Origin of the sequence: Burkholderia sp. BCC1993 (genome assembly GCF_905339865.1) — a bacterium.
Taxonomy (GTDB): Bacteria; Pseudomonadota; Gammaproteobacteria; order Burkholderiales; family Burkholderiaceae; genus Burkholderia.
Window position 1 is genome coordinate 355,990 of record NZ_CAJPGZ010000001.1, and the last position, 22,617, is coordinate 378,606.

The 22,617-nt window shown below is 66.5% G+C and carries 19 protein-coding genes and 1 riboswitch; of the genes, 6 read left to right on the forward strand and 13 right to left on the reverse strand.

The genetic code is table 11. From position 1 onward, the window contains the following. Positions 1-20: 20 nt before the first annotated feature. Both U4Y91_RS01620 and U4Y91_RS01625 read left to right on the forward strand, forming a co-directional pair. Entirely contained in the window at positions 21-1,031 is a 1,011-nt protein-coding gene (locus tag U4Y91_RS01620; RefSeq protein ID WP_321802788.1) for a GlxA family transcriptional regulator, read from the forward strand. Between the two features lie 408 nt (positions 1,032-1,439). Continuing rightward, a complete protein-coding gene (locus U4Y91_RS01625) occupies positions 1,440-2,972 on the forward strand; it encodes an amino acid permease (protein WP_321802789.1) in 1,533 nt (510 codons plus the stop codon). 123 nt (positions 2,973-3,095) lie between these two features. On the opposite strand, the gene glyA is transcribed toward U4Y91_RS01625, so the two are convergent. The 3 genes from glyA to U4Y91_RS01640 form a co-directional block, all read right to left on the reverse strand. Then, positions 3,096-4,343 carry a serine hydroxymethyltransferase gene (gene glyA, locus U4Y91_RS01630; RefSeq protein ID WP_321802791.1) on the reverse strand — a complete coding sequence of 416 codons (1,248 nt, stop codon included), beginning with the start codon at positions 4,341-4,343 and terminating at the stop codon, positions 3,096-3,098. A gap of 320 nt (positions 4,344-4,663) precedes the next feature. After that, complete coding sequence (locus U4Y91_RS01635; protein WP_321802793.1) at positions 4,664-5,443, reverse strand: SDR family oxidoreductase; 780 nt, start codon at positions 5,441-5,443, stop codon at positions 4,664-4,666. Between the two features lie 33 nt (positions 5,444-5,476). Next, a complete protein-coding gene (locus U4Y91_RS01640) occupies positions 5,477-6,724 on the reverse strand; it encodes a D-arabinono-1,4-lactone oxidase (protein WP_321802795.1) in 1,248 nt (415 codons plus the stop codon). 256 nt (positions 6,725-6,980) lie between these two features. Between U4Y91_RS01640 and U4Y91_RS01645 the strand changes: the two genes are divergently transcribed. Continuing rightward, on the forward strand, positions 6,981-7,985 hold the full coding sequence (locus tag U4Y91_RS01645) for a helix-turn-helix domain-containing protein (protein WP_321802797.1): 1,005 nt from the start codon (positions 6,981-6,983) through the stop codon (positions 7,983-7,985). Positions 7,986-8,172: 187 nt separating this feature from the next. Here U4Y91_RS01645 and U4Y91_RS01650 read toward each other — a convergent pair whose 3' ends face one another. The 10 genes from U4Y91_RS01650 to U4Y91_RS01695 form a co-directional block, all read right to left on the reverse strand. Further along, positions 8,173-8,601: a hypothetical protein gene (locus tag U4Y91_RS01650; RefSeq protein ID WP_044848324.1), complete on the reverse strand. Its 429-nt coding sequence runs from the start codon at positions 8,599-8,601 to the stop codon at positions 8,173-8,175. A 44-nt stretch (positions 8,602-8,645) separates the two neighbouring features. Continuing rightward, positions 8,646-10,496, reverse strand: coding sequence for a S10 family serine carboxypeptidase-like protein (locus tag U4Y91_RS01655; protein WP_321802799.1), 1,851 nt, complete (start codon positions 10,494-10,496; stop codon positions 8,646-8,648). A gap of 827 nt (positions 10,497-11,323) precedes the next feature. Continuing rightward, positions 11,324-13,135, reverse strand: coding sequence for an ExeM/NucH family extracellular endonuclease (locus U4Y91_RS01660; RefSeq protein ID WP_321802800.1), 1,812 nt, complete (start codon positions 13,133-13,135; stop codon positions 11,324-11,326). A 212-nt stretch (positions 13,136-13,347) separates the two neighbouring features. After that, on the reverse strand, positions 13,348-14,289 hold the full coding sequence (locus U4Y91_RS01665; RefSeq protein WP_321802802.1) for a copper resistance D family protein: 942 nt from the start codon (positions 14,287-14,289) through the stop codon (positions 13,348-13,350). Then, entirely contained in the window at positions 14,286-14,666 is a 381-nt protein-coding gene (copC, locus tag U4Y91_RS01670; protein ID WP_321803158.1) for a copper homeostasis periplasmic binding protein CopC, read from the reverse strand. Before copC ends, U4Y91_RS01665 begins: the two co-directional genes overlap by 4 nt. Before the next feature lie 14 nt (positions 14,667-14,680). Continuing rightward, the gene (locus tag U4Y91_RS01675; RefSeq protein ID WP_321802804.1) at positions 14,681-15,025 is read right to left on the reverse strand and encodes a copper-binding protein; all 345 of its coding nucleotides are present in this window, start codon (positions 15,023-15,025) and stop codon (positions 14,681-14,683) included. A gap of 73 nt (positions 15,026-15,098) precedes the next feature. Further along, entirely contained in the window at positions 15,099-16,394 is a 1,296-nt protein-coding gene (locus U4Y91_RS01680) for a multicopper oxidase family protein (RefSeq protein ID WP_124487013.1), read from the reverse strand. Between the two features lies 1 nt (position 16,395). Further along, entirely contained in the window at positions 16,396-18,003 is a 1,608-nt protein-coding gene (locus U4Y91_RS01685; RefSeq protein ID WP_321802807.1) for a TolC family protein, read from the reverse strand. Next, positions 18,000-18,317, reverse strand: coding sequence for a hypothetical protein (locus U4Y91_RS01690; protein ID WP_321802808.1), 318 nt, complete (start codon positions 18,315-18,317; stop codon positions 18,000-18,002). The genes U4Y91_RS01685 and U4Y91_RS01690 overlap by 4 nt, the downstream gene beginning before the upstream one ends. Positions 18,318-18,404: 87 nt before the next feature. Further along, the gene (locus tag U4Y91_RS01695; protein WP_321802810.1) at positions 18,405-18,938 is read right to left on the reverse strand and encodes a hypothetical protein; all 534 of its coding nucleotides are present in this window, start codon (positions 18,936-18,938) and stop codon (positions 18,405-18,407) included. A 120-nt stretch (positions 18,939-19,058) separates the two neighbouring features. Here U4Y91_RS01695 and U4Y91_RS01700 point away from each other — a divergent pair, with 120 nt between their 5' ends. From U4Y91_RS01700 to U4Y91_RS01710, 3 genes are all read left to right on the forward strand, one after another. Beyond that, complete coding sequence (locus U4Y91_RS01700; protein WP_321802812.1) at positions 19,059-19,730, forward strand: heavy metal response regulator transcription factor; 672 nt, start codon at positions 19,059-19,061, stop codon at positions 19,728-19,730. After that, complete coding sequence (locus U4Y91_RS01705; protein WP_321802814.1) at positions 19,727-21,142, forward strand: heavy metal sensor histidine kinase; 1,416 nt, start codon at positions 19,727-19,729, stop codon at positions 21,140-21,142. Before U4Y91_RS01700 ends, U4Y91_RS01705 begins: the two co-directional genes overlap by 4 nt. Before the next feature lie 139 nt (positions 21,143-21,281). After that, positions 21,282-21,457: riboswitch (yybP-ykoY riboswitch) on the forward strand. Between the two features lie 73 nt (positions 21,458-21,530). After that, positions 21,531-22,541 (forward strand): sodium:calcium antiporter, encoded by a 1,011-nt coding sequence (locus tag U4Y91_RS01710; protein ID WP_321802816.1) that lies wholly within the window; start codon positions 21,531-21,533, stop codon positions 22,539-22,541. Positions 22,542-22,617 lie beyond the last annotated feature (76 nt).

Sequence of the window (22,617 nt, forward strand, 5' to 3'; positions counted from 1 at the left end):
ACTCCACCGCACTTTCCGCCATGCCCCAGTCAACCGGTCCGGCACGCGACATCGTCGTCGTCGGCTTCGAAGGCGTCCAGTCACTCGACATCACCGGCCCGATGGAAGTGTTCGCGGTCGCGAACCGCCATCTTCCCGGGCATGTCCCGCGCTATCGGCTCACGCTCGCGTCGCAACACGGCAACGACATCGTCACGCACGCGGGCCTGCGTCTTGCCGGCCCGACCGCGCTTGCGGCCTTGCCCGAGCACATCGACACGATCATCGTCGCAGGCGGCAGCGAAGCGGCGCTGCGGCACGCCGCGTCGAACGCCGGCGTGCTGCCCTGGCTGCGCACGCGGATCGCGGGCACGCGGCGGATCGCAAGCATCTGCACGGGCGCGTTCGTGCTCGCCGCGGGCGGATGGCTGGATGGCAAGCGCGCCACCACGCACTGGAATCAGTGTGCGACGCTGCAGGCGCTTTGCCCCGACGTGCGGGTCGAGCCGGATGCGATCTACGTGAGCGATCCGCCGTTTCATACGTCGGCCGGCGTGACGGCCGGCATCGACCTGTGTCTCGCACTCGTCGAGGCCGACTGCGGCGCGCCGACCGCGCTCGCGGTCGCGCGCGAGCTCGTGCTTTTCATGCACCGTCCCGGCGGACAGACGCAGTTCAGCGTCGGTCTCGACATCCACGCAAACGCGACGCCACCGATGCGCGCGCTGCTCACGTCGATCGCCGACGACCCGACCGGCGATCTCGGCGTCGCCGCGCTGGCCGCGCGCCTGCACATGAGCGAGCGCACGTTTGCGCGCAATTTCCTCAAGGAGACGGGGCTCCCGCCTGCGCAATTCGTGCTGGCCGCACGCGTCGAGCGTGCAAAGGCGCTGCTGGAGCGGGCAGCCTGGCCGCTCGAACGGGTCGCGGAACGCTCGGGGTTCGGCAGCGTGGATGCGCTGCAACGTGCATTCGCGAAGCGGGTCGGGATATCGCCGCGCGACTACCGTGCGCGGTTCGGACAGAAACCCGGCAAGCAGCAAGCCGAGTAGGCCGCTCCAGGTTCCCTGCCGGGCCGACTCACGGAATTGCGACACGGGGCGCGGTCGACTTCAGAAGGTGATTGCGGGCCATGTCGGACGTCAAGGGAGCGCACTTTTCCCCGGCTGTCGCCTGTCGGCAAGTACCGATCATCCCGATCCGCATGGATTCCTTACAACTATTCAGCCCGCCACGCGATGCCCCCGAACGGTGCACCCGTCCGGAGTTTCGCCGGATTGCCGAAATCCGATATCGCCGCGAGATTTGGCTTCATACCGTTCCCGTATCGGACCGGATACGCGACCGCCATCGATGCATGACAGCGCGTGCCCGCCGACGAATTCCAGGAGCGGGCCGCAGCACCGGGCCCGGGCAGCGATGACGGTCCTGCCTCGCAGGACATACGTGACGGAGCGAATATGGATGCGAAAATCCAGCCTGATGCAGGTACCGACAGCGACGTAAACCTCCTCCACAAGATGGGATATGCGCAGGAGCTGTCGAGACGCATGAACGGCTTCTCGAACTTCGCCGTGTCGTTTTCGGTGATCTGCATTCTGTCGGGCGGCATCACCGCGTTTCAACTGGCGTTTTCCGCGGCCGGCGGCGCATCGGTCGGCCTCGGCTGGCCGCTCGGCTCGCTGTTCGCGCTGATCGTCGCCGTGTCGATGTCGCAGATCGCGTCCGCGTTTCCGACCGCCGGCGGCCTTTATCACTGGGGCGCGATCCTCGGCGGGAAGAAATGGGGGTGGATGACGGCGTGGCTCAACCTGATCGGCCTGATCTTCGTGATCGCGGCGATCAACTTCGGCACCTACGATCCGTTCTTCAAGACGCTGATCGCTCCGATGTTCGGCGTCGGTCCGGACAGCCTGACGTGGTGGCATCAGACCGCGTTCATCGCGGTCATCACGATTTCGCAGGCGATCCTGAACGCACGCGGCATCCGGATCGCGAGCAAGATCACCGACCTGTCCGGCTACCTGATCTTCGTCGTGACGATCGCGCTGGTCGTGTCGCTGCTGGTCTACTCGCCGGTCGCGTTCGACCTGCATCGGCTCGTCACCTTCACCAATTACACGGGCGTCGACGGCGGCGCCTGGCCGAAACAGACCACGCCGCTCGCGTTCCTGTCCGGCCTGCTGCTGGTGACCTACACGATCACGGGCTTCGACGCGTCCGCGCATACGTCGGAAGAAACGCACGACGCGGCGAAGAACGTGCCGCGCGGCATCATCGGCTCGGTGTTCTGGTCCGCGGTGTTCGGCTACGTGATGGTGTGCACGTTCGTGCTGGTCATGCCCGACCTGACCGCCGCGATGAAACAGGGCACCGGCTTCTTCGAAGCGATCCTCGCGCCGATCCCGAAGACCTTGCGCGTCTGCCTCGAGCTCGCGATGTTCTTCATCAACTATGTGTGCGGGCTCGCCGCGATCATGTCGACGTCGCGGATGATGTACGCGTTCGCGCGCGACGGCGGGCTGCCGGCGTCGAAGCTGCTGCGCAGCGTGAATCACAATCACCGGACGCCCGGCCCGGCAATCTGGACGTGCGCGGTGCTCGCGATCGTCGTCACGCTGTACGGCGACGCGTTCTCGGTATTGAGCGCCGGCAGCGCCGTGTTCCTGTTCATCTCGTATGCGATGCCGATCGGTTCCGGGATGCTCGCCGAAGGGCGCACGTGGACCGAAAAGGGCCCGTTCCAGCTGGGCATCTGGTCGAAGCCGTGCGCGTTGCTCGCGCTGGTGGGCGCGTGCGTGCTCGCGTACGTCGGCATCCAGCCGCCGAACGAGAAGGTGCTCTACGTGCTCGTCGCGTTCGTGGGCGTGCTGATGGTCATCTGGTACGGGTTCGGCGTGCGCAAGTCCTTCGCCGGGCCGCCGGTGCTGAAGGACACGCGCAATGACGAGCGTATTCGCGAACTCGAGGCGAACGTCGATCCGACCGTGTGACGCGACACCCATTCCCACACAGCGCAAAAAATCCGGCTCGCGGTGTGCGAGCCGGATTTTTTTACATCGCTTCGGAACGAGCGAGGTTCAACCGCGTAGGCAGTCGAACCCGATTGCCGCGTCTCAGCCGTAGACCGGGAAACGCTGCGTCAACTCCGCGACCAGACCGCGTACGCGTTCGATCGTCGCGGCATCTTCCGGTGCTTCCAGCACGTCGGCGATCAGGTTGCCGACCTTCTCCGCTTCCGCCGGGCCGAAGCCGCGCGTCGTCATCGCCGGCGAACCCAGGCGGATGCCGCTCGTCACGAACGGCTTTTCCGGATCGTTCGGGATCGCGTTCTTGTTCACCGTGATGTGCGCCGCGCCGAGCGCCGCTTCCGCTGCCTTGCCCGTGATGTTCTTCGCGCGCAGGTCCACCAGCATCACGTGGCTTTCCGTACGCCCCGACACGATCCGCAGGCCGCGCTTGACCAGCGTTTCAGCCAGCACGCGTGCGTTCTCGACCACCTTCTGCTGATATTCCTTGAACTCCGGCGACAGTGCTTCCTTGAACGCCACGGCCTTCGCCGCGATCACGTGCATCAGCGGGCCGCCCTGGATGCCCGGGAAGATTGCCGAGTTGATCGGCTTCTCGTATTCCGACTTCATCAGGATCACGCCGCCGCGCGGGCCGCGCAGGCTCTTGTGCGTCGTCGTCGTCACGAAGTCCGCGTGCGGCACCGGGTTCGGATACACGCCCGCTGCGATCAGGCCCGCGTAGTGCGCCATGTCGACCATCAGGTACGCGCCGACCGACTTCGCGATCTTCGCGAGACGCTCGAAGTCGATCTTCAGCGCGAATGCCGATGCGCCCGCGACGATCAGCTTCGGCTTGTGCTCGTTAGCCAGCTTCTCGGCCGCTTCGTAGTCGATGTCTTCCTGTTCGTTCAGGCCGTAGCTGACGACATTGAACCACTTGCCCGACATGTTCACCGGCGAGCCGTGCGTCAGGTGGCCGCCGTGCGCGAGGCTCAGCCCCATGATCGTGTCGCCCGGCTTGAGCATCGCGAAGAACACGCCCTGGTTCGCCTGCGAACCCGAGTTCGGCTGCACGTTCGCGGCTTCCGCGCCGAACAGCTGCTTCACGCGGTCGATCGCCAGCTGCTCGACCACGTCGACGTACTCACAGCCGCCGTAGTAGCGCTTGCCCGGATAACCTTCCGCGTACTTGTTCGTGAGCTGCGAACCCTGTGCGGCCATCACGGCCGGGCTCGTGTAGTTTTCCGACGCGATCAGCTCGATGTGATCTTCCTGGCGGCGGTTCTCGTCCTGAATGGCAGTCCAGAGTTCCGGATCGACGTTGGCGACGGTGCTGGTAGTGCGATTGAACATGATGATTGATCAAAAGAGAGTGATGGATTGACCCTGGTAGGCCGGACTTGCCCGGACCCGCGAAGTCGAGCGCCGGACCGGCGCTCGATGACGTCGACAACCATGCCGCCCCGCGACGCCGGCTGAACGGTGATTCGGCATTGCCATTCCAACAGACGCAAATTCGTTCAGATAGAAGGATTACGACAATCCGCTAGGACACATCACGCGGCGAACCGGCAAAAAAAATCGAAGGTCCGCATCGCTGCGGAACCTTCGACAGAACCTGCCGTTCCTGGGGAGCTCGCGCCTGCCCGTCGGCTTCTTGCGAATATCGGGGCCTAAACCGCGGAGAAACAGTTGTCGACGAACAGGTGGGTGCCGTTGACGAAGCTCGATTCGTCGGACGCCAGGAACAGTGCGGCCGCCGCCACTTCCGACGGCTCGCACAGCCGGCCTTGCTGCGCTGCGATAGCCGCTTCGGTCGCGTCGACGCCCATCGCCTGCAGATCCCTCAGTTCGCGCATCCCGTGCGGCGTGCGGATGAACCCGGGCGCGAGCGCATTGCAGCGGATGCCGCGATCGCGGTATTCGACGGCGATCGCCCGCGCGAACATGTGGCATGCGCCTTTGGTCGCGTCATACAGCACTTCGCCGGGCGTCGCGCAGACGGCCGAGATCGACGACGTGCAGACGATGCTGCCGCGCCCTTTTTCCAGCATCTGCGGCAGCACGGCCTGCGTCATCAGGAACATGCTCTTCACGTTCACGCCCATCAGCCAGTCCCATTCCGACTCCTCGATGTCGAGGAACGGTTTGACGATCAGCGTGCCCGCGTGATTGAACAGGATGTCCGTGTTGCCGTACTGCTGGCGGGCCGCGTCGACCGCGTTCCGCACGTCCGACTGCTTCGACACGTCGGCGCCGAGGCCGATCGCCTGCAAGCCGGCCTCGCGCAGCCGCGCCGCGAGCGCGTCGGCCGCGGCGCCGTCGCGGTCGATGATCGCCACCTTCGCCCCCTGCGCGGCGAACAGTTCCGATGCGGCGGCGCCGCATCCGCCCGCGCCGCCGCTCACGATGGCGACCTTGCCGGCCAGGCGCCCGTCGATCTTGACATTCATGAGTCGTTCTCCAGTCTGGTTCGTTCGGACCGCTCAGCTGAACAGCGTCCGAAGATGATCGTTGAGGAAATAGCCTTCAGGGTCCACGCTGCGGCGCAGTTCGCGGAACGCCTCGGCCTTCGGGAACCAGCGGTCCACGTCGTCGCGGTTCGTGAAGTGCAGCTTGCCCCAGTGCGGACGCGAGCCGTAGTCGCGCAGGATGTCGTCGACGTCCTTCAGGAACGGCCAGTAGTCGACGCCGTTCGGACCGCCCGAGCACGAAATCGTCACGCTGTCCTGATGATTGAACGGGCTGATCCACGCCGGATCGCCCTTCGTGAAGCGGTACTCGACCGGGAAGATGCAGTCGCGATGCTTCGTGAGGATCAGCTCGCGCACGCGACGCAGCGCTTCCTTGCCGTGTTCGGCGGGCACGGCGTATTCGAGCTCGTGGAAGTTCGCGACGTAATGAATCGCGTAGACCTCGGCGCTGTACGCGATCTTCTCGTGCTCGCCTTCGTAGAACGTGCGCTCGTCGGTGATGTCCATCACCTTGATCTCGCACACGTCGTAGTCCTTCTTCGAATTCGACACCTTCGCGGTATCGGGCAGGCAGTACAGGTGACGGCTTTCGGACGTCGGGCACCAGAAGAACCCGAAATGGCGATGCTTCGCCGCGAGGTCGTCGTACTGTTCCATCAGCGCCTCGAAGTCCTCGCGCCACACGCGGTCGTGCAGCCAGAACGCGTCGGTCACCTGCAGCGTCAGCTCCGACACCACGCCGAACAGGCCGAGGTTCACCTGGGTCGCGTGCAGCAGGTCGAGGTCCTGCTGGTCGCTCACTTCCATGATCGAGCCGTCGGGGCGAACGATCCGCATCCCGACGACCTGCGACGACAGGTTGCTCAGCGTCGTCCCCGTGCCGTGCGTGCCGGTCGCGAGTGCACCGGCAATCGCCTGCGAATCGATGTCGCCCTGGTTGACGAGCGAGAAGCCGATGTCCTTCAGATGACGCGTGACCGCATTGATCCGCGTGCCGGCCTTCACCGTGACGCGCTTGCGTCGCTCGTCGACCGCGACGATGCCCTGGTAGTCCTTCAGCGACAGCAGCAGGCCGCTCGTCGCGACGACCGGCGTGAACGAATGTCCGGATCCCGAGCATCGGACGTTCTTGCCCTGGCGCGTCGCGGCCTGCACCAGTTCGGCGATTTCCGCCTCGCTGGTCGGCGACGCCATGTGCGCGGCGACGCACGACTGATTGCCGACCCAGTTCCGCCAGAACCCGCCACGTGGAAGCTCCATCGACGTCTCTCCAGAAGAGTGCCGCCGGACCCGCGCCGGCAGCCGTGTTCGGTTCGTCCGGCAACGAAGCGGGATGCTCCCGGCGCCGGCGCGATGCGTTGTGTTCCGTTCGTACCAAAGGTATTGCGCCGGCCGGCTTTTCACTATCGGATTTCGGCAAGCGAGGGTTTTCTCCGGGAATCGGGCCGCCGGGGTTTTTGACCGGCGCGCGCAGCGGCTACAATGCGTCGATCCGGCCCGCCCCTTCCCGACTCCGATGACGCCGTCCGCCGATCCGAGCGATTTTTCCGGCGCCCCGCCGTTCGCACGCGCGGTGGCGTTCTGCGCGTTCACCGACGTGGAGGAACAGGCGCGGATCTTCGACGGCTGGCATCTCAACTACACGCAGATCTCGGGCGGCCGGTTTCATGGTTCGTCGTCCATCGTGTCGCTCGGCGGCATCCGGCTCCTGGTCGAAGACCTCGACAAGGTGATCCTGCAGCAGGGCGCGGTGCCGTCGGACCGCATCGCGGTGGCCGTCCCGCTGGAACTCGAAGGCCATGCGCGCATGTGCGGCGAGAAGAGCGGGCGCGACAGCCTCCACGTGTTCTCCAGCCAGCCGGTGTTCGAGTTCTATTCGCCCGACCGGCACGTGCTCGTGAACGTCGAGATCGAACCCGACAAGCTATCGACGGAGGCGATGCGCACGCTCGCCGCGTCGCTGCGCGCGCGCACCTTCGCGCCGCTGATCCCGATGACGCCCCAGGTCGCGGACCGCCTGCGCGACCTGCTGCGCCACACGATGGCCGCGGCCGCGAAGAGCACGCCGATCGAGGACGTGACGACGCAGGCGCGGATCGAACTGCTCGAACGGACCGTGCTGTATGCGATTTCAGAAGCGATGACGATGCCCGCGCCGGACGCGAACGCCCTCGCGCCGCGGCCGACCAAGTACTGGTCGCTCGTCAACGCGGTGCAGGCGCGGCTGCAGGATGCGTCGACGTGCCCGCTGTCGATCGCCGAACTGTGCGTGCAGCTCGGCATCAGCCGGCGTACCGCGCAGTACGCGTTCAACGACACGCTCAACCTGAATCCGATCGCGTACCTGCGCGCGGTCCGGCTGAATCACGTTCGCCGCGAGCTGCGGCTCGGCGGGTCCGTGACGTCGGCCGCGACGAAGTGGGGCTTCTGGCACCTGAGCAGTTTTGCGCAGGACTACCGTGCGATGTTCGGCGAGTTGCCATCGGCGACGGCGAGGCGCTACGCGCATCGGGAAGGCTGAGCGTCGATCGTGTGAAGCATGACGCGGCTTCGCATTGCCCGCGCATGAACCGAACTTCGATGAAGAAAGCCGCGGCCGAACGTGCGCCGCGGCAGGTTGAAAGCAGGCCGCCGCCGCAGTCGAGCGGCCGGCCCCCACGGCACCGGCCGACACCGGCCGCCCTCCTGCGCGCGACCTCGCTACACCGTCACTCCTGCTGTTCCTGCTGCGCCTGCACCTGCCGCTGCTGGATGAACTGCCGCACGTCGCTCATCGTCACGCGACCGGTGTGTTTCGCATCGATCTCGTCGAAGTGCTTCGCGACGAACCCGAGCCCGCCGCTCTGCGCCTGCGCTTTCGTCACCGCCGCGCCGTTGCTCAGCACCGTGTTGCCGCCGAGCCGGGCGTCGACGCGCTTCTGCGCCTGCTGCTGCAGCGTCGCGCCGGTCGACGGCAATACCGGCGCCACGCGGGTCGAAGGAAAGAACGGACCGTCGACGCCGTGCCCGCCGCGCGGCAGCTTCACCGGTGCCACCGCCTGCGGCGGCAATGCGTGGGCGCTGCTCATCACCGCACCGAGGACGATCAACGGGGACATACGCCGCATCAAGTTGATTAGGGACATGATCACTCGCATTCAATGGATGAATAGAGGGTTCCTTTTCGCAAGGAGTCCGTCGTTTACGGTGCGGCTGCCAGCGTCGTCGCGGTGGTCACGCCCGGCGAGGCGCCGGTCGGCGTGCCGGCCGGGTTCTCGTCCGGCCACGGCGGCGGCAGCGTGTGCAGCGTCAGCGCGGTCGGAATCCGCCGGCCCTGATAGAAGAGCTTCAGGTCGCGCTTCATCTGGGGACGGGCCACGTCATCCAGATACGTCATGTGCCCGCCCTGGAAGAAGTTCACCTGCAGCTTCGGGTTCAGCCCCTTCACCGTCTGCAGCCGCGCGAGTTGCTTCTCGGTGTTGAAGAACGGCGTCGCCAGATCGTGGAGGCCGTTCTCCGCGAGCACCCGGAGCTTCGGATTGAGCTGCAGCGCGCCGAGCAGATCGGGGATCGTGTCGGGCATCGGCTGGCCGTCATGCGAGAAGTCCCACACCTGGATGATGTTGTCGTTCAGCGGCAGGTAGGTCGCGTTCGGCGCGGAGTAGCCGAGGTAGTCGGGCATCTGCGTCGCGAGCGCGTTGGTGAACGGCTGCGAGATCAGGATGTCCGACGGATCGCCGTCCGTTTGCAGCCGCGGGTCGGCGTTCGGCAACGACACGCGTCCGTCGTAGCGGCCGATCGTCGTGCCGGGCACCAGGTTCGTGCCGAACGGATTCGCGTTGAAGTAGTCGCGCAGCGCCTGCTGCGTGAGGCTCGACGGCAACGACCACAGCTTCAGCGTCGCATCGCTCGGGAACACCGGCGTGCCGAGCGCGTCCGGAATGCCGAGCTGGCTCAGCACCCACGACTGCGAGTACTGCTGCAGCTGGTTGTAGATCAGCGTCGTGAACAACTCGGTCTGCAGTGCGTACAGATAGGGATTGACCGGCGCCGGCGACACCTGGTTGAAGTACGCCGCGACCGCCGCATAGCCGGGCAGGTAGCCGGCCACGGTATCGGTCTCGAGCAGCAGCCCCTCGGTCGACTGCGTGATCGCGACCGCTTCCACCGCATCGGCGAAGTAGTTCAGGATCGCCGACTGCAGCACGATCCCCGTCAGGTGCACGCCGGCCGATTCGAGCGCCAGCGCGAGCATGTCGGTACGCGGCGTGCCGTACGATTCGCCGTACAGGTAGATCGGCGACGTGCCGCGGTTGTTGACGTTCAGGTAGCGCTGGATGAAGTCGCGCATGATGTTGACGTCCGCATCCGAACCCCAGTACTTCTGGTTGGTGTTCGGCAGCACGGCTTCCGACAGCCCGGTACCCGGCGGGTCGATGAACACGAGGTCGGTCGTGTCGATCAGGCTTTCCGCGTTGTCGACGAGCGGATAGTTCGGCCAGTTGCTGCCGAACAGCGGGTCGGGCGTCGCGACGCGCGTCGGCGCGAACGAGCCGAGCCGCAGCCAGATCGACGACGAGCCCGGGCCGCCGTTGTAGACGAACGTGACGGGGCGCGGCTTGCCGTTCGTGCTCGGCACCGTGTACGCGACGTACGACATCGACGCTTCCGCGTTGCCGTTCGCGTCTTGCGCGGTCAGGTGGCCGGTGGTCGTCGTGTAGCTGACCGTCGTGCCGCCGGATTGCCACTGGTAATGCATCACCGCCGCCTTCTCCGAGACCTGCGCGGCCGCGAGGCCGTCGGTCGCGTTCATCGAATAGGCGACGGGGTCGACGTAAGGCTGGTTCGCCGCCGGCGTCTGGCTGCCGGCCGCCTGTTGCGCGCCGGCCTGCTGGCTGGCGGTGGCCTGCGCGAGGCTCGATGCGCCGACCGACGACGAATCGTCGCCGCCGCAGCCCGCAAGCACCATGGTCACGACGGTCAATGCGCCTAGCCCGGCCAGCCGGCCGCGACGTGCGCGGCGGCTGCCGGTACTGCTCCTGTCTGGTTTCATGCCTCGATCCTTGTGTTGGGTCGGATACCGCTTCACACAGGCCGCCATCGCCGGCGAAAAACGCGCAGGCATACCCGCCACTCGCGTTGCACGGTCGGCAGACGGCGGTTGGGGAATCGACTTCTTCGAGAGACTGAACTTGATACAGACACAGCGAACTGCTGGCGGAGAATGATGCGGGAACGCCGCCCCCTGGCAGTTTCGACGACTTTCGTATTACCAAAATTTACGACATGACAAAAATAGGCGGTGCTGCGCCGCGTTGTCAAAGATCATTCCGATATTAAAAAATCTCTTATGATGCGAACGGCAGTCAGTGTCTGGAATTTGAAAGAAAACACGATTACCCGTATCCGGCTTCATTTTGGCCGAAATATCGCAGCTTTCTCGTATGCTGCACAACCCTTTGCAGACATTGGCATTTCAAGTGACCACCCTTCAAATCGACAGGATTTTTCTTTCATTTTAATTATCAAAATTCGATTAGAGCAAATCGTTGAATAAAGCCCAACAGCATCCACAAAATACCGATTCCGACTATTTACATGATTCACGGAGGAATTATTTACCCGATATCGGAATGAAACCATCGGATGCGCTGAACGGCATTGATGCGTAATACGCGGGTATTCGCAACGAAGAAGCGATCATTCGCGCCGTGCATTCCGGATCGCCTTGCAGCGATCGCGAATCGGGCACGTGATGCATGGGGAAACGGAGACTTCGCGTGAGCGGGCGGCTGCGCATGATTTGCGCGCCGCCGCCCCGACTCACGCGACGACGTGCGGCAGCGCCGCGCGCCGTACTTCAGATACTCGATTCAGCGATCAGCGCCCGCCGCCCGGCAGCGCGATATCGATCAGCACCGGATCGTGGTCCGACGAACGATACGCATCCGGCGCGTAGAAGGTCTTCTGCTGCTCGGCCGACTTGTACGCGAGCGTGTACTGCAGCGCGAGCGGCTCGTCCGCGTTGATGTGCCATTCGTGCACGGCCTTCACGTGCGACGCGAGCGGCAGCGACGCGAGCGCGTGATCGAGGTAGCCGGCTTCGCCGTTGTACACGTAGCTGTATGCGTTCGCGCCGATCCAGCGCGACACGAGGTTGCGATAGCCGCGCGATTCGAGCAGGCGGATCGGGTCTTCGTACGTGTAGCTGTTGAAGTCGCCGATCAGCAGCGTGCCCTGCCCCGCAACGCCCGTGGGCGTGCCGGCCAGCCAGTCGGCCAGCTTCGCAGCCGCGCGCGTGCGCGTCGGGTTCCAGCAGCCCTGGCCGTCGCCCTGGTCGAGATCGTCGTTCGCCGCGTCCGGGCAGTTCTTCGACTTCAGGTGGTTGACCGCGATCGTCAGCGCCTGCTTGCCGCCGATCCGGCGGAACGACTGCGCGAGCGGCTGGCGGTTCTTGTCGTCGATCGCGAGCGTCGACGCGCGGCCGACGGGTTCGACCGCGCGGCTGTCGTAGAGCATCGCGACCGTGATCGCGTCGCCGCCGAGGCGCGACGTGCCCGGGTCGACCACGCGCCAGTGGCTGCCGAGCTTCGCCGCGAGCTGGCGCACCGCGCTCAGTTCGCCGTAGCCGTTGTTCTGGATTTCCATCAGGCCGATCACGTCGGCGTCGAGCGCCTTCAGCGCGCTGACGATCTTCGCTTCCTGGCGCTGGAATTCCGGGTAGCTCTTCGCGCCGCGGTTGTTCGGATCGTCGAAGCCGCCGCCGAGACCGTTGCCGTTGAAGTAGTTGAGGACGTTGAACGACGCGACGCGCAGGTTCGATTTCGGATCGCGCGCCGGCGCGTTGGCGCGCGGGTTCGAACGCGTGTCGAACGTCGGCGCGGCCGCGCCGGGCAGCGGCTGCACGCGCCATGCGCCGTAACGCACCTCGAGCACGCCTTCGACATCGCGCACGGTGTAGCCCGAGCGCAGCGTGTTGGCGGCCGACAGTTCGGGCGCCGGATACGGCACGGTCGCCGGGTTCTGCTTGTTCGAGCCGTCGTCGAGGATCAGCCGGTTGCGTGCGTTCGCATCGATCTGCGTCTGTGCCTGCGACGGCGGCACCACGCTCGTCGGCGTGCGCAGGCGGCCGTTGCTCAGCATCACGCTGCCGTAGCGGCCGAGTTCGTAGTTGTCGGTGACGGTGAGCGCCTGCGGCAGGCGCACGCGCATCCCTTCGTACGCGGCGAACGCGTTCGGGTTGTCGACCGGCAGCGTGAGCGTCGCGGGCGTGACCGTCTGGCTGTTCGCGCACACCGCGATCGCGCCCGACAGCGTCAGCTGCGTCTGCCCGTATTTTTCCTCGACCTTGCCGCTCACGTGCACGAGATCGCCGGCCTTCGCGCGCGCTTTCGGCGCATAGACGAACAGGCCTTCGGACACGCCCGGCTGGTTGCGGCGCTGCGCGTCGGCCTGCTGGACGAAGAAGCCGCCGAAGCCGTCCGTGCCGCCGAAATCGGCGGTGACGACCGCTTCGATCGACACGTTCTGCCCGGCGAGCGGCGACGGCGCGCCCGGCCCCTGGATGTCGGCGATCGGCGTCGTGCTGCCGCCGCAGTTCGGGCTGACGGGGGCGGCAGTGGCGGCGAAGACCGGTGCGGCAAGCGTGGGAAGCAGCAATAGCGGGGCAAACAGGCGGATTGGCGAGCGCATGAAGGGGAATCCCGGTTGTGAGGGTGGCGAAAGCTTAGCGGCGCTCGGTGACAGTTTTTAGTAACCTGAAGACAGACGAACGTAATTTTCCGCACCGCTCCGCGATGGCGATCGACCGCGCGCCCGCGGTCGCAAAGCGGGAAATCGCCCGACGAATCCCGTCCCCTGTTCCGACGATTTCCCGATGCCGGCCTCGCCCGCCGGCCGCGCTGCTAAACCGTCCCCGGCAACGCACTCGACACGAGCACGGCAGCCACCATCAGCACGCCGGCCAGCACGACCGCCTCGATCCGCAGCACCGCGCCGAACCGGCGCAACAGGCCGGCCGGCGTCGCGGCGTCCGGGTCCTTCAGCGCGGCCAGCAGCTTCGGCATCTCGAAGAACCGGTTGTGTCCGCCGAGCGCCGCCGCGATCAGCACGAGCGCGAGCTTCAACAGCAGGATCTGTCCGTACGTCGACGCGAGCAGATTCGCGGGCGTATCGACACCGCGCCAGCCGTTGTAAGCGCCGGTCGCGAACAGCACGATCAACGCATACGTCGACGCATCGGACAGCGACTGCACGAACGATGCGCCGGTCGTGCGTTCGCTCGCCGGCATGCCGGCAAGACGCGGCATCACGGCGAACGCCGTCACGAACACGAGCCCGACCCACGCGCTGATCGCCAGCAGATGCAGCCAGTCGACCCACACCGGCACGCTGAACAGCCCCGCGTCGACCGGATGCCCGCCGTTGCTGCGCGCGAGTGCGACGCCCGCGAGCGCGGCCCACATCGCGAACGGAAAGCGCATGTCGTTCGCATGCCGAAGCAATGACAGCAGCACGACGACCGCCGTGAACACCGCACCGGCCAGCCACGCGTGGCCGAAGCCGGTGCCGGTGAGCATCGAGCGGACGGCCGGCCCGGCGTCCAGCATCGACACGTCGCTCATCAGCGCGCAGTGCGCCCAGAACGCGGTGATGCTCGCGAGCAGCGACACGACGGACGCGATGCGCAGCGTCGCGACGAGACGCCGCGCGATACCGTGCTGCCACGCCGACTCGCCGCGCGCGAGCCAGTGGCTGCCGAGCAGCGCGCCGACGACGACGGCGAATCCGGTGTTCTGGATCGCCACCGACACGAGCCTCAGGAGGCCGACGAAGCCCTCGTTCACCCCTTCACCCTGAACGTATAGGTGCCCTTGGTGCGATGCGCGTCGGCCGTCATCGCCACCCACTGCACCGTGTACGCGCCGGGTGCGAGCTTCGGTATCGCGACGGTCATCACGCGCGGGTTCGACGCGTCGACTTTCGCCTTTTCGTGCGCGACGGCGCTGCCGTTCGCGTCCGACACCTTCACCGAGCTGAACGCCGGTTCGAGATCTTCGTTGAACGTCAGCCGCAACGTGTCGGGCGCGGTGTCGACCGTGCTGCCCGTCGCGGGTGCGGCACTTTCCAGCTTGCCGTGCGCGAATGCCGCGGCCGGCACGGCGGCGGCGATCGCGCCGGCCGCGGCGAGGGCGGCCAGCCGCCCGAGCGTGGTGATCTTCATGGTCATGCCCATCATCACGGTTTCTTCAGCTCGACGACGGTCAGCGCGCCGCTCACGTCCTCGGCGACGAAGTCGACCTTGTCGCCCACCTTCACCTGCGACAGCATCGCCGTGTCCTTCACCTTGAACGCCATCGTCATCGCGTCCATCCCGAGGTTGTCCAGCGGACCGTGCTTGATCGTCAGCTTGCCCGTGCCCGTATCGATCTTGCGGATCTCGCCGTGCGACATCTCGTGCTTCGCGGCGCCCTGCATCGCGCCGCCGCTCATGTCCATGCCGGCCATGTCGCCGGCCGCGTACGACGCGGCGGAAAACGCCAGCATGCAACCCGTTGCAATCGAAACCAGTTCCTTCTTCATCGTGCGTGCTCCTGAGTGAGTGAAACGAAAACCGGCGGCCGCATCGTCACGGCCGCCGCATGCCGCATGCCGCTCAACCGTCCGGCAATTCGCCGGTGTATTCGTAAGCGACGGTGCCCTTCGGATGCCGGAACCAGCCCGGATCGCGATAGTCGTTGCGGCCGAGCCCCTGCCGCACCTTGCAGACCGTGAACATGCCGCCCATCTCCAGCGGCCCGAACGGGCCGGTGCCCGTCATCATCGGCAGCGTGTTGTCGGGCAGCGGCATTTCCATGCCGCCCATCGCGCCGCCGGTGCTGCCCATCGCCATGTAGTCGGGCACGAGCTTGCCGATCTTCTGCGCGAGATCCTTCTGCGGCACGCCGATCAGGTTCGGCACCTGGTGGCCCATCGCATTCATCGTGTGGTGCGACTTGTGGCAATGGAACGCCCAGTCGCCGGGGCGATCGGCGGTGAACTCGATCGCGCGCATCTGGCCGACCGCGACGTCGGCCGTCACCTCCGGCCAGCGCGCCGCCGGCGGAATCCAGCCGCCGTCGGTGCCGGCCACCTCGAAGCTGTAGCCGTGCAGGTGGATCGGATGGTTCGTCATCGTCAGGTTGCCGAAACGAATCCGCACGCGATCGCCCGCCCGCACCGGCAGCGGGTCGATGCCCGGGAACACGCGCGAGTTGAACGTCCACATGTTGAAGTCCGTCATCTCGTTCACGCGCGGCGTATAGCTGCCCGGATCGATGTCGTACGCGGCGAGCAGAAAGACGAAGTCGCGATCGACCGGCATCGTCGCGCGATCCTTCGGATGCACGATGAACATGCCCATCATCCCCATCGCCATCTGCACCATCTCGTCGGCGTGCGGGTGATACATGAACGTGCCGTGCGCCTCCAGCTGGAACTCGTAGACGAAAGTCTTGCCGGGCGGAATATGCGGCTGCGTAAGGCCGCCGACGCCGTCCATCCCGTTGGGCAGCCGCAGCCCGTGCCAGTGGATCGTGGTGTGCTCGGGCAAGCGGTTCGTCACGAAGATGCGGACCTTGTCGCCTTCGACGGCCTCGATCGTCGGGCCCGGCGACTGGCCGTTGTAGCCCCACAGGTTCGCGTTCATCCCGGGCGCCATCTCGCGCACGACGGGCTCGGCCGTCAGGTGGAACTCCTTCCAGCCGTTCTTCATCCGCCACGGCAGCGTCCAGCCGTTCAGCGTCGCGACGGGCGTGTACGGGCGGCCGTTGGGCGGCACGAGCGGCGGCTGCGTGCCGGCCTTCGCCATCGTGGGCGCTTCGGGCAGCGACGCCGCGCCGGCCTTGCTGACCATCGCCGCACCGAGCAGCGCGGCGCCCGAGCCGCTGAGAAATTGTCGACGGGACACCATGTCAATGACCTTCCGGATGCGTTGCGGGCGCCGGTTGCGCCACGGGTGAAGAAGCCGGCTGCGGCGCAGCGTCGGGCGAGGATGCGGCGGGCGTGGATGCGGCGGGAGCGTCCGCGCGCGGCGTTGGCTGTGTTGGCTGTGTTGGCTGTGTTGGCTGTGTTGGCTGTGTTGGCTGTGTTGGCTGTGTTGGCTGTGTTGGCTGTGTTGGCTGTGTTGGCTGTGTTGGCTGTGCCCGCGTTGTCTGCGCAGTCGGCAGCCGGCCGCCGACGGCCGCCTGCAGATCGGTTTCGGCGAGCCAGTAGTCCTTCAGTGCATCGATGTAGCCGTTCACCGCGCCGACCTGCTCGCGCGCGTCGGCCAGCAGCTCGAACACGCTCGAGAGCATCCCGTTGTAACGCAGCAGCAGCTCGTCCGAGATCGTCCGGCGCAGCGGCACGACTTCGTCGCGATAATGTTTCGCGACGTCGTAGCGCGTCGTGTAGGCCGCGTACGATTCGCGCACTTCCGAGCGCGCGTCGATGGCCGTCTGCGCGAGCCGGTTCGCCGATTGCATGTAGACGGCCTCGGCCCGCGCGACCTTCGCACCGCCCCAGTCGAACAGCGGAATCTCCACGCTGATCTCGTAGCCGTGCTCGTGCCCCTTGTCGGTCTCGTAGTTGTTCACGTAGCCGAGATCGACCGCGTTGACGAAGCGTGTCGCCTTGCTGAGCCCGAGCGACGACGCGACGCCCTGCGTCTGCAGCTTCGCGGCCTGGATGTCGAGGCGGTTGCTCATCGCATAGCGTTCGAGATCGGGCAGATCGGGGCGCGCCTTCGGCAGGTCGGGCAAGCGCTCGGGCAGCGTGTACCGCGTGCGCTCGCCCCACAACCCCATCGCGCGCGTGAGCTTCTCGCGCGCGGCCACGGCCTGCTGTTGCGCCTTCGCCTGCTGTGCGACCGCGTCCGCATGGAACGCCTGTTCGCGTGCGTAGTCGAGCCGGCTGGAATTGCCGGCCTGCCGCATGCGCTGCGCGAGTTCGGCGGCCGCGCTCGCGGCATCGCGCACCTGTTGCGCATAGTTCGCGGCCTGTTCGGCCGCGACGGCTTCGACATACGCACGGCGCGCGTCGGCCGCGACCTTCAGCATCGCGTCGGCCGTCTCGAGCTTGGTCTGCTCGAAACGGCGGCGTTCGATGTTCGTCGCAAGCGGCAGCGTCAGCAGCGCGAACACGTTGGCCGAGAACGTGCGGCCGAGACTCAGCTCGCCGTCGCCGGCCCGCGTGCGGCTGAACGAGAAGCGCGGGTTCGGCAGCCGGCCGGCCTGCACGAGATCGGCCTCCGACAGCCCGAGTTCCGCGTACGACGCCTGCAGGCCCCGATTGTTCAGCAGCGCAAGCTGCACCGCGTCGTCCATCGACAGCGGTTTCGCGAGCAATTCCTTCGTCCGCTTGTCGACGGCTTCGCGGTCGGCATCGGTCCTGACGATGACGGCGTCTTTCCCGATGCGCTCCGATGCGACGGACGACACGGCGTCGAAGCCGCCGTCCTTCGAAAACGTCGTGCAGCCGGCGAGGAAGGCCAGCGCGAGCATGGTCGCGCCGAATCGCGGTGAAATCGCAAATCGCGTCATTGTCCGGCCCCTCCGTGCATCGAATGACCCACGCCGCCCGCCGGGTTTCCGGGCTTCGCGTGTCCGGTCGCGTGTCCGGTCGCGGGTCCCTTCGTGGCCCCCTTCGCGGGCCGCTCCATCACGTCCCGGTTCAGTTGCTTCCAGCCCGGGCCGGCGTCGTCGCGATACGGCACGTAGCCGTCGAACGCGGACGTCGTCGTGACGTCCGGCACCGACGCGGCCGCATCGGCCGGATCGGGAAAGGCGGTTTGCGCGGGCGCGAGCGACGGCACGAGGCTCGCCGCGCCAAGCAGCGCCGCAATGATCAATCGCATGGATGTTTCTCGTCGTGAGTCGTGCGGCGGACGTCGGGCGTTCGCCGGCACCGTTTGTGGATCGCGGCCGGTGGCCGCGGGCAGGGACTAGACGGAAATCCGGCGCGGCGGCCTGTCGATGCCGCCGGTCAGGAACGACACGACGACGGTCGAAGGCGCGAAAGAGACGATCGCGATACCGATGTCCGACGTAACGGACACCGCAGGCACCTCCGCCATGCCCGTGCCGAAACAGCAGGATCCGCAGGCGGAACAAGGCGTCGCATGCCGTGCGTGACCGTCGTGCTGATGCGGTTCGCCGTGCGTGCGCTGCATCGCATGCGACGCAGCTGGCGCAGCGGCACTCACCCGATCCTCCGCATGCGGCACCGCAGCGACCGTGCCCGCGCACTGCATCGACCCGGTCGCGAACGACTGGATCGGCACGCACAGCGCCAGCAGCACGACGAGGATGAATTTGCGCCAGTACGACATGGATGCGGAATCAGGCAGACAATGACCGGATGAACGGGAGCGGCGCCGCGACGGCGCGCTCCGGACACAAGACGGCCGCAGCTTATCGCCGCCGGCGTGACGACGACATGGCCGAAACATGACCGGATTTTCATGAAGGGTGGGCACGGTATCGCACGCGCGCCGGATGACAATTCCGTCATCCGCCGGTCATCTTTCGCGCACGCGCGGCCCCGTAAGCTCACGCGTTACACTAACCGGCCGGAATCACCAACGGCCTGCACCACCATGCGGATACTGATAGTCGAAGACGAACCCAAGATGGCGTCGTACCTCCGCAAGGGGCTGACGGAGGCGAGCTACACGGTCGACGTGGCCGAGAACGGCCAGGACGGGCTATTCCTCGCGCTGCACGAGGATTTCGATCTCGTCGTGCTCGACGTGATGCTGCCGGAACTGGACGGTTTCGAGGTGCTCCGGCGCCTGCGCGCGCAAAAGCAGACGCCGGTGCTGCTGCTGACGGCCCGGGAGGCGATCGAGGACAAGGTCACGGGGCTCGAACTGGGCGCCGACGACTACCTGCTCAAGCCGTTCGCGTATGCGGAATTCCTCGCCCGCATCCGCTCGCTGCTGCGGCGCGTGCCGCGCAATTCCCGCGAGGTCCTGCAAATCGCCGATCTCGAAGTCGACCTGATCAAGCGCCGCGTGCGGCGCGCCGACACCCGCATCGACCTGACCGCGCAGGAATTCGCGCTGCTGCAGCTGCTCGCGGAACGCGAGGGCGAGGTGCTGACCCGCACCTTCATCACGTCGCAGATCTGGGACATGAATTTCGACAGCGACACGAACGTCGTCGATGCGGCGATCAAGCGCCTGCGCGCGAAAATCGACAACGCGTACGAGAAGAAGCTGATCCACACGATCCGCGGCATGGGCTACGTGCTCGAGGAGCGCGCGTGACCGGCGGCCCCGCCCCGTATTCGCTGCTCCGGCGCCTGACGCTCGCGTTCGCGGCCGTGGCCGCGCTCGTGTTCGCGCTGACCGGCGCGTACCTGTATCGCTCGCTGTCCGCCGAATTGACCCGGCGCGACGACATCGAAATCGCCGGCAAGCTCGACCAGTTCCTGCAGCTCGCGCGGGCGAGCGGCTCGACCGCCGCCCTGCGCGCCGACCCGGCCGTCTTCCATGAAGTGCTGCTGTCGCATCCGGGCGTCTATCTCGGCATCTACGACGGCGCGAACCGCCCGCTCGTCGAACACAGCGACGCAGCCGGCCACACGCTCGCATCGGTGATCGCGCGGCCGCAGCCGGCCGGTGCCTCGGGCACGGCCGCCAGCCCGTTCACCTGCGCGCCGCCCGGCATCGGCCCGTCGCGCTGCGTGCGTGCACGCGCCACGTTGCCGTCGGGCGAAACCGTCCAGGTCGCGCTGGCGCGCACGGCGACCGATCGCCAGTCGCTGCTCGAAAGCTATCGCGTCGACATCTGGCTCGCGGCCGCGCTCGGCGCGCTGCTGGTCGGCGCGCTCGGCTACGCGGTCGCGTCCCGCGGCCTGCGTCCGGTCGAGAGCCTCGGCCGGCAGACGTCGCGCATCGAGGCGCACAACCTCAACGCGCGTCTCGACGCGCGCGGCGGCCCGGTCGAGTTGCGCGAGCTCGCCACCTCGGTCAACCGGATGCTCGACCGGCTCGAGCGCGCGTTCGTGCGGCTGTCGCAGTTCTCGTCTGACCTCGCGCACGACATGCGCACGCCGCTCGCGAACGTGATCAGTTCGTCGCAGGTCACGCTGTCGCGCGCCCGCACCACCGAGGAATACGAAGCGCTGATCGATTCGAACATCGAGGAATGCGAACGGTTGCAGCGGATGATCGAGAACATGCTGTTTCTCGCGCGCACGGACAACGCACGGCAGCACCTGAAGACCGCCGAACTCGACGCCGGCAACGAACTGCGCCGGCTCGCGTCGTATTTCCAGGCGCTGGCCGACGAGGCCGGCGTGCGGCTCGACGTGCGCGGCGAAGCGCTGGTCGTCGCGGACGCGACGCTGTTCCGCCGCGCCGTCAGCAACCTCGCGTCGAACGCGCTCGAACACGCGGAAGCCGGGTCGACGATCGAGCTGGCCGTCTCGACCCGGCCCGGTTTCGCGGTCGTCGAAGTCACGAACCGCGGCGTGGCGATTCCGCCCGAACAGATCGAGCGGATCTTCGAGCGCTTCTACCGGATCGATTCGTCGCGGCACGGCGCGGCGCGCAACGCGGGGCTCGGGCTCGCGATCGTCAAGTCGATCGTCGAACTGCACCGCGGCAAGGTCGAGGTCGTGAGTCGGGACGGACGCACGACGTTCGCGCTGTATTTCCCGGCCGGCGCTTCGTGACACGCGCATGACGGCGCCGCGCGAGCACACCGATTACTTCCTGGAATTGCATGTGCATCCGTCAGAAGGCAGCTTACCGTCCCGAATGAACCGGCATGACCGCACACGCTTGCCGAAAGCGGCCGGCTCGGCTAGACTGCCCTTCGTCTTTGGGGAGTAGCCTGCTTTCCATCCCCGGAAAGCGAATGCGTCAACACACTCGGCCTGCGGCCGTGGCGCATTCGGCCGTATCGGTCTGGCGAGACCATCGACGCATCGCGTCGTTCCTGGTCGGACGTCGGCAGATGCGTCATGGTTCGTCCACGTCCGACCACGGAGTCCCCATGTTCCTCCTGGCTTCCCTCTCGCATTTCGCCACTGCCCGCTTGCCTGCCTGCGGAGGTGCCGCATGACCTTGATGCTCGTCGAACTGGCGTTCATGCTGATCGTCATCCTGGTCGCGGCCGAACTCTTCACGAATGCGCTCGAACATCTCGGCGAACGGCTGAAGATTTCCGAAGGCGTGACCGGTTCGCTGTTCGCCGCCGTCGGCACCGCGCTGCCCGAAACGATGGTGCCGCTGCTCGCGCTCGCGGGCGGCACGTCGAACGCGGCGGTCAACGAGGAAATCGGCGTCGGCGCGATTCTGGGTGCGCCGCTGATGCTCGCGACGCTGACGACCTTCCTGATGACGCTCGCCGTGATCCGCTCGCGCGGACTGACCGGCACGATCGCGCCCGAGCGGACCGGCTTCGTGCGCGACCTGAACTACTTCATCGCCGCATTCACGCTCGCCACCGTCGCGATGTTCGTCCCGCATCACGTGTGGGCGGTCCGCGCGCTGCTCGCCGCGATGCTGGTCGGCGTCTACGTGATGTACGTCGTGATGACGTTCCGCGCGTCGACCCGGCTCGTCGATGCCGGGCACGGCACCGAGGCGCCGCACGCGATGTTCCTGTCGCGCGTCGGGCTGCCGACCAACCTCGCGACCATCGCGCTGCAGCTCGCGCTCGGCGTCGCGCTGCTCGTCGGCGGGGCGAAGGGCTTCATCCACGGCGTCGAAGGCGTGTCGCACCTGCTCGGTATTTCCGCGCTGCTGCTGTCGCTGATCATCGTGCCGATCGCGACCGAGTTGCCGGAAAAGGTCAACAGCGTGCTGTGGATCCGCCGCAAGAAGGACACGCTCGCGTTCGGCAACATCACCGGCGCGATGGTGTTCCAGGGCACGCTGCTGCCGGCGATCGGCATCATGCTGACGCCGTGGGAGCCGCGCCCCGAAGTGCTGACCGGCGTGGTCATCACGCTCGCGGCGGCGGTGTGGCTGCGTGTCAATGCGCGTGCGCGCGGGCTCGCGATCTGGGCACTGCTGGCGAACGGGGCCGGGTATGTCGGCTATCTGTTCGTGACGCTGACGCGCTGAATGCGCTGAATGCGCTGAATGCGTTGAAGGTGCTGAAGGTGCTGAAGGTGCTGAATGCGCTGAAGACGCGGATCGG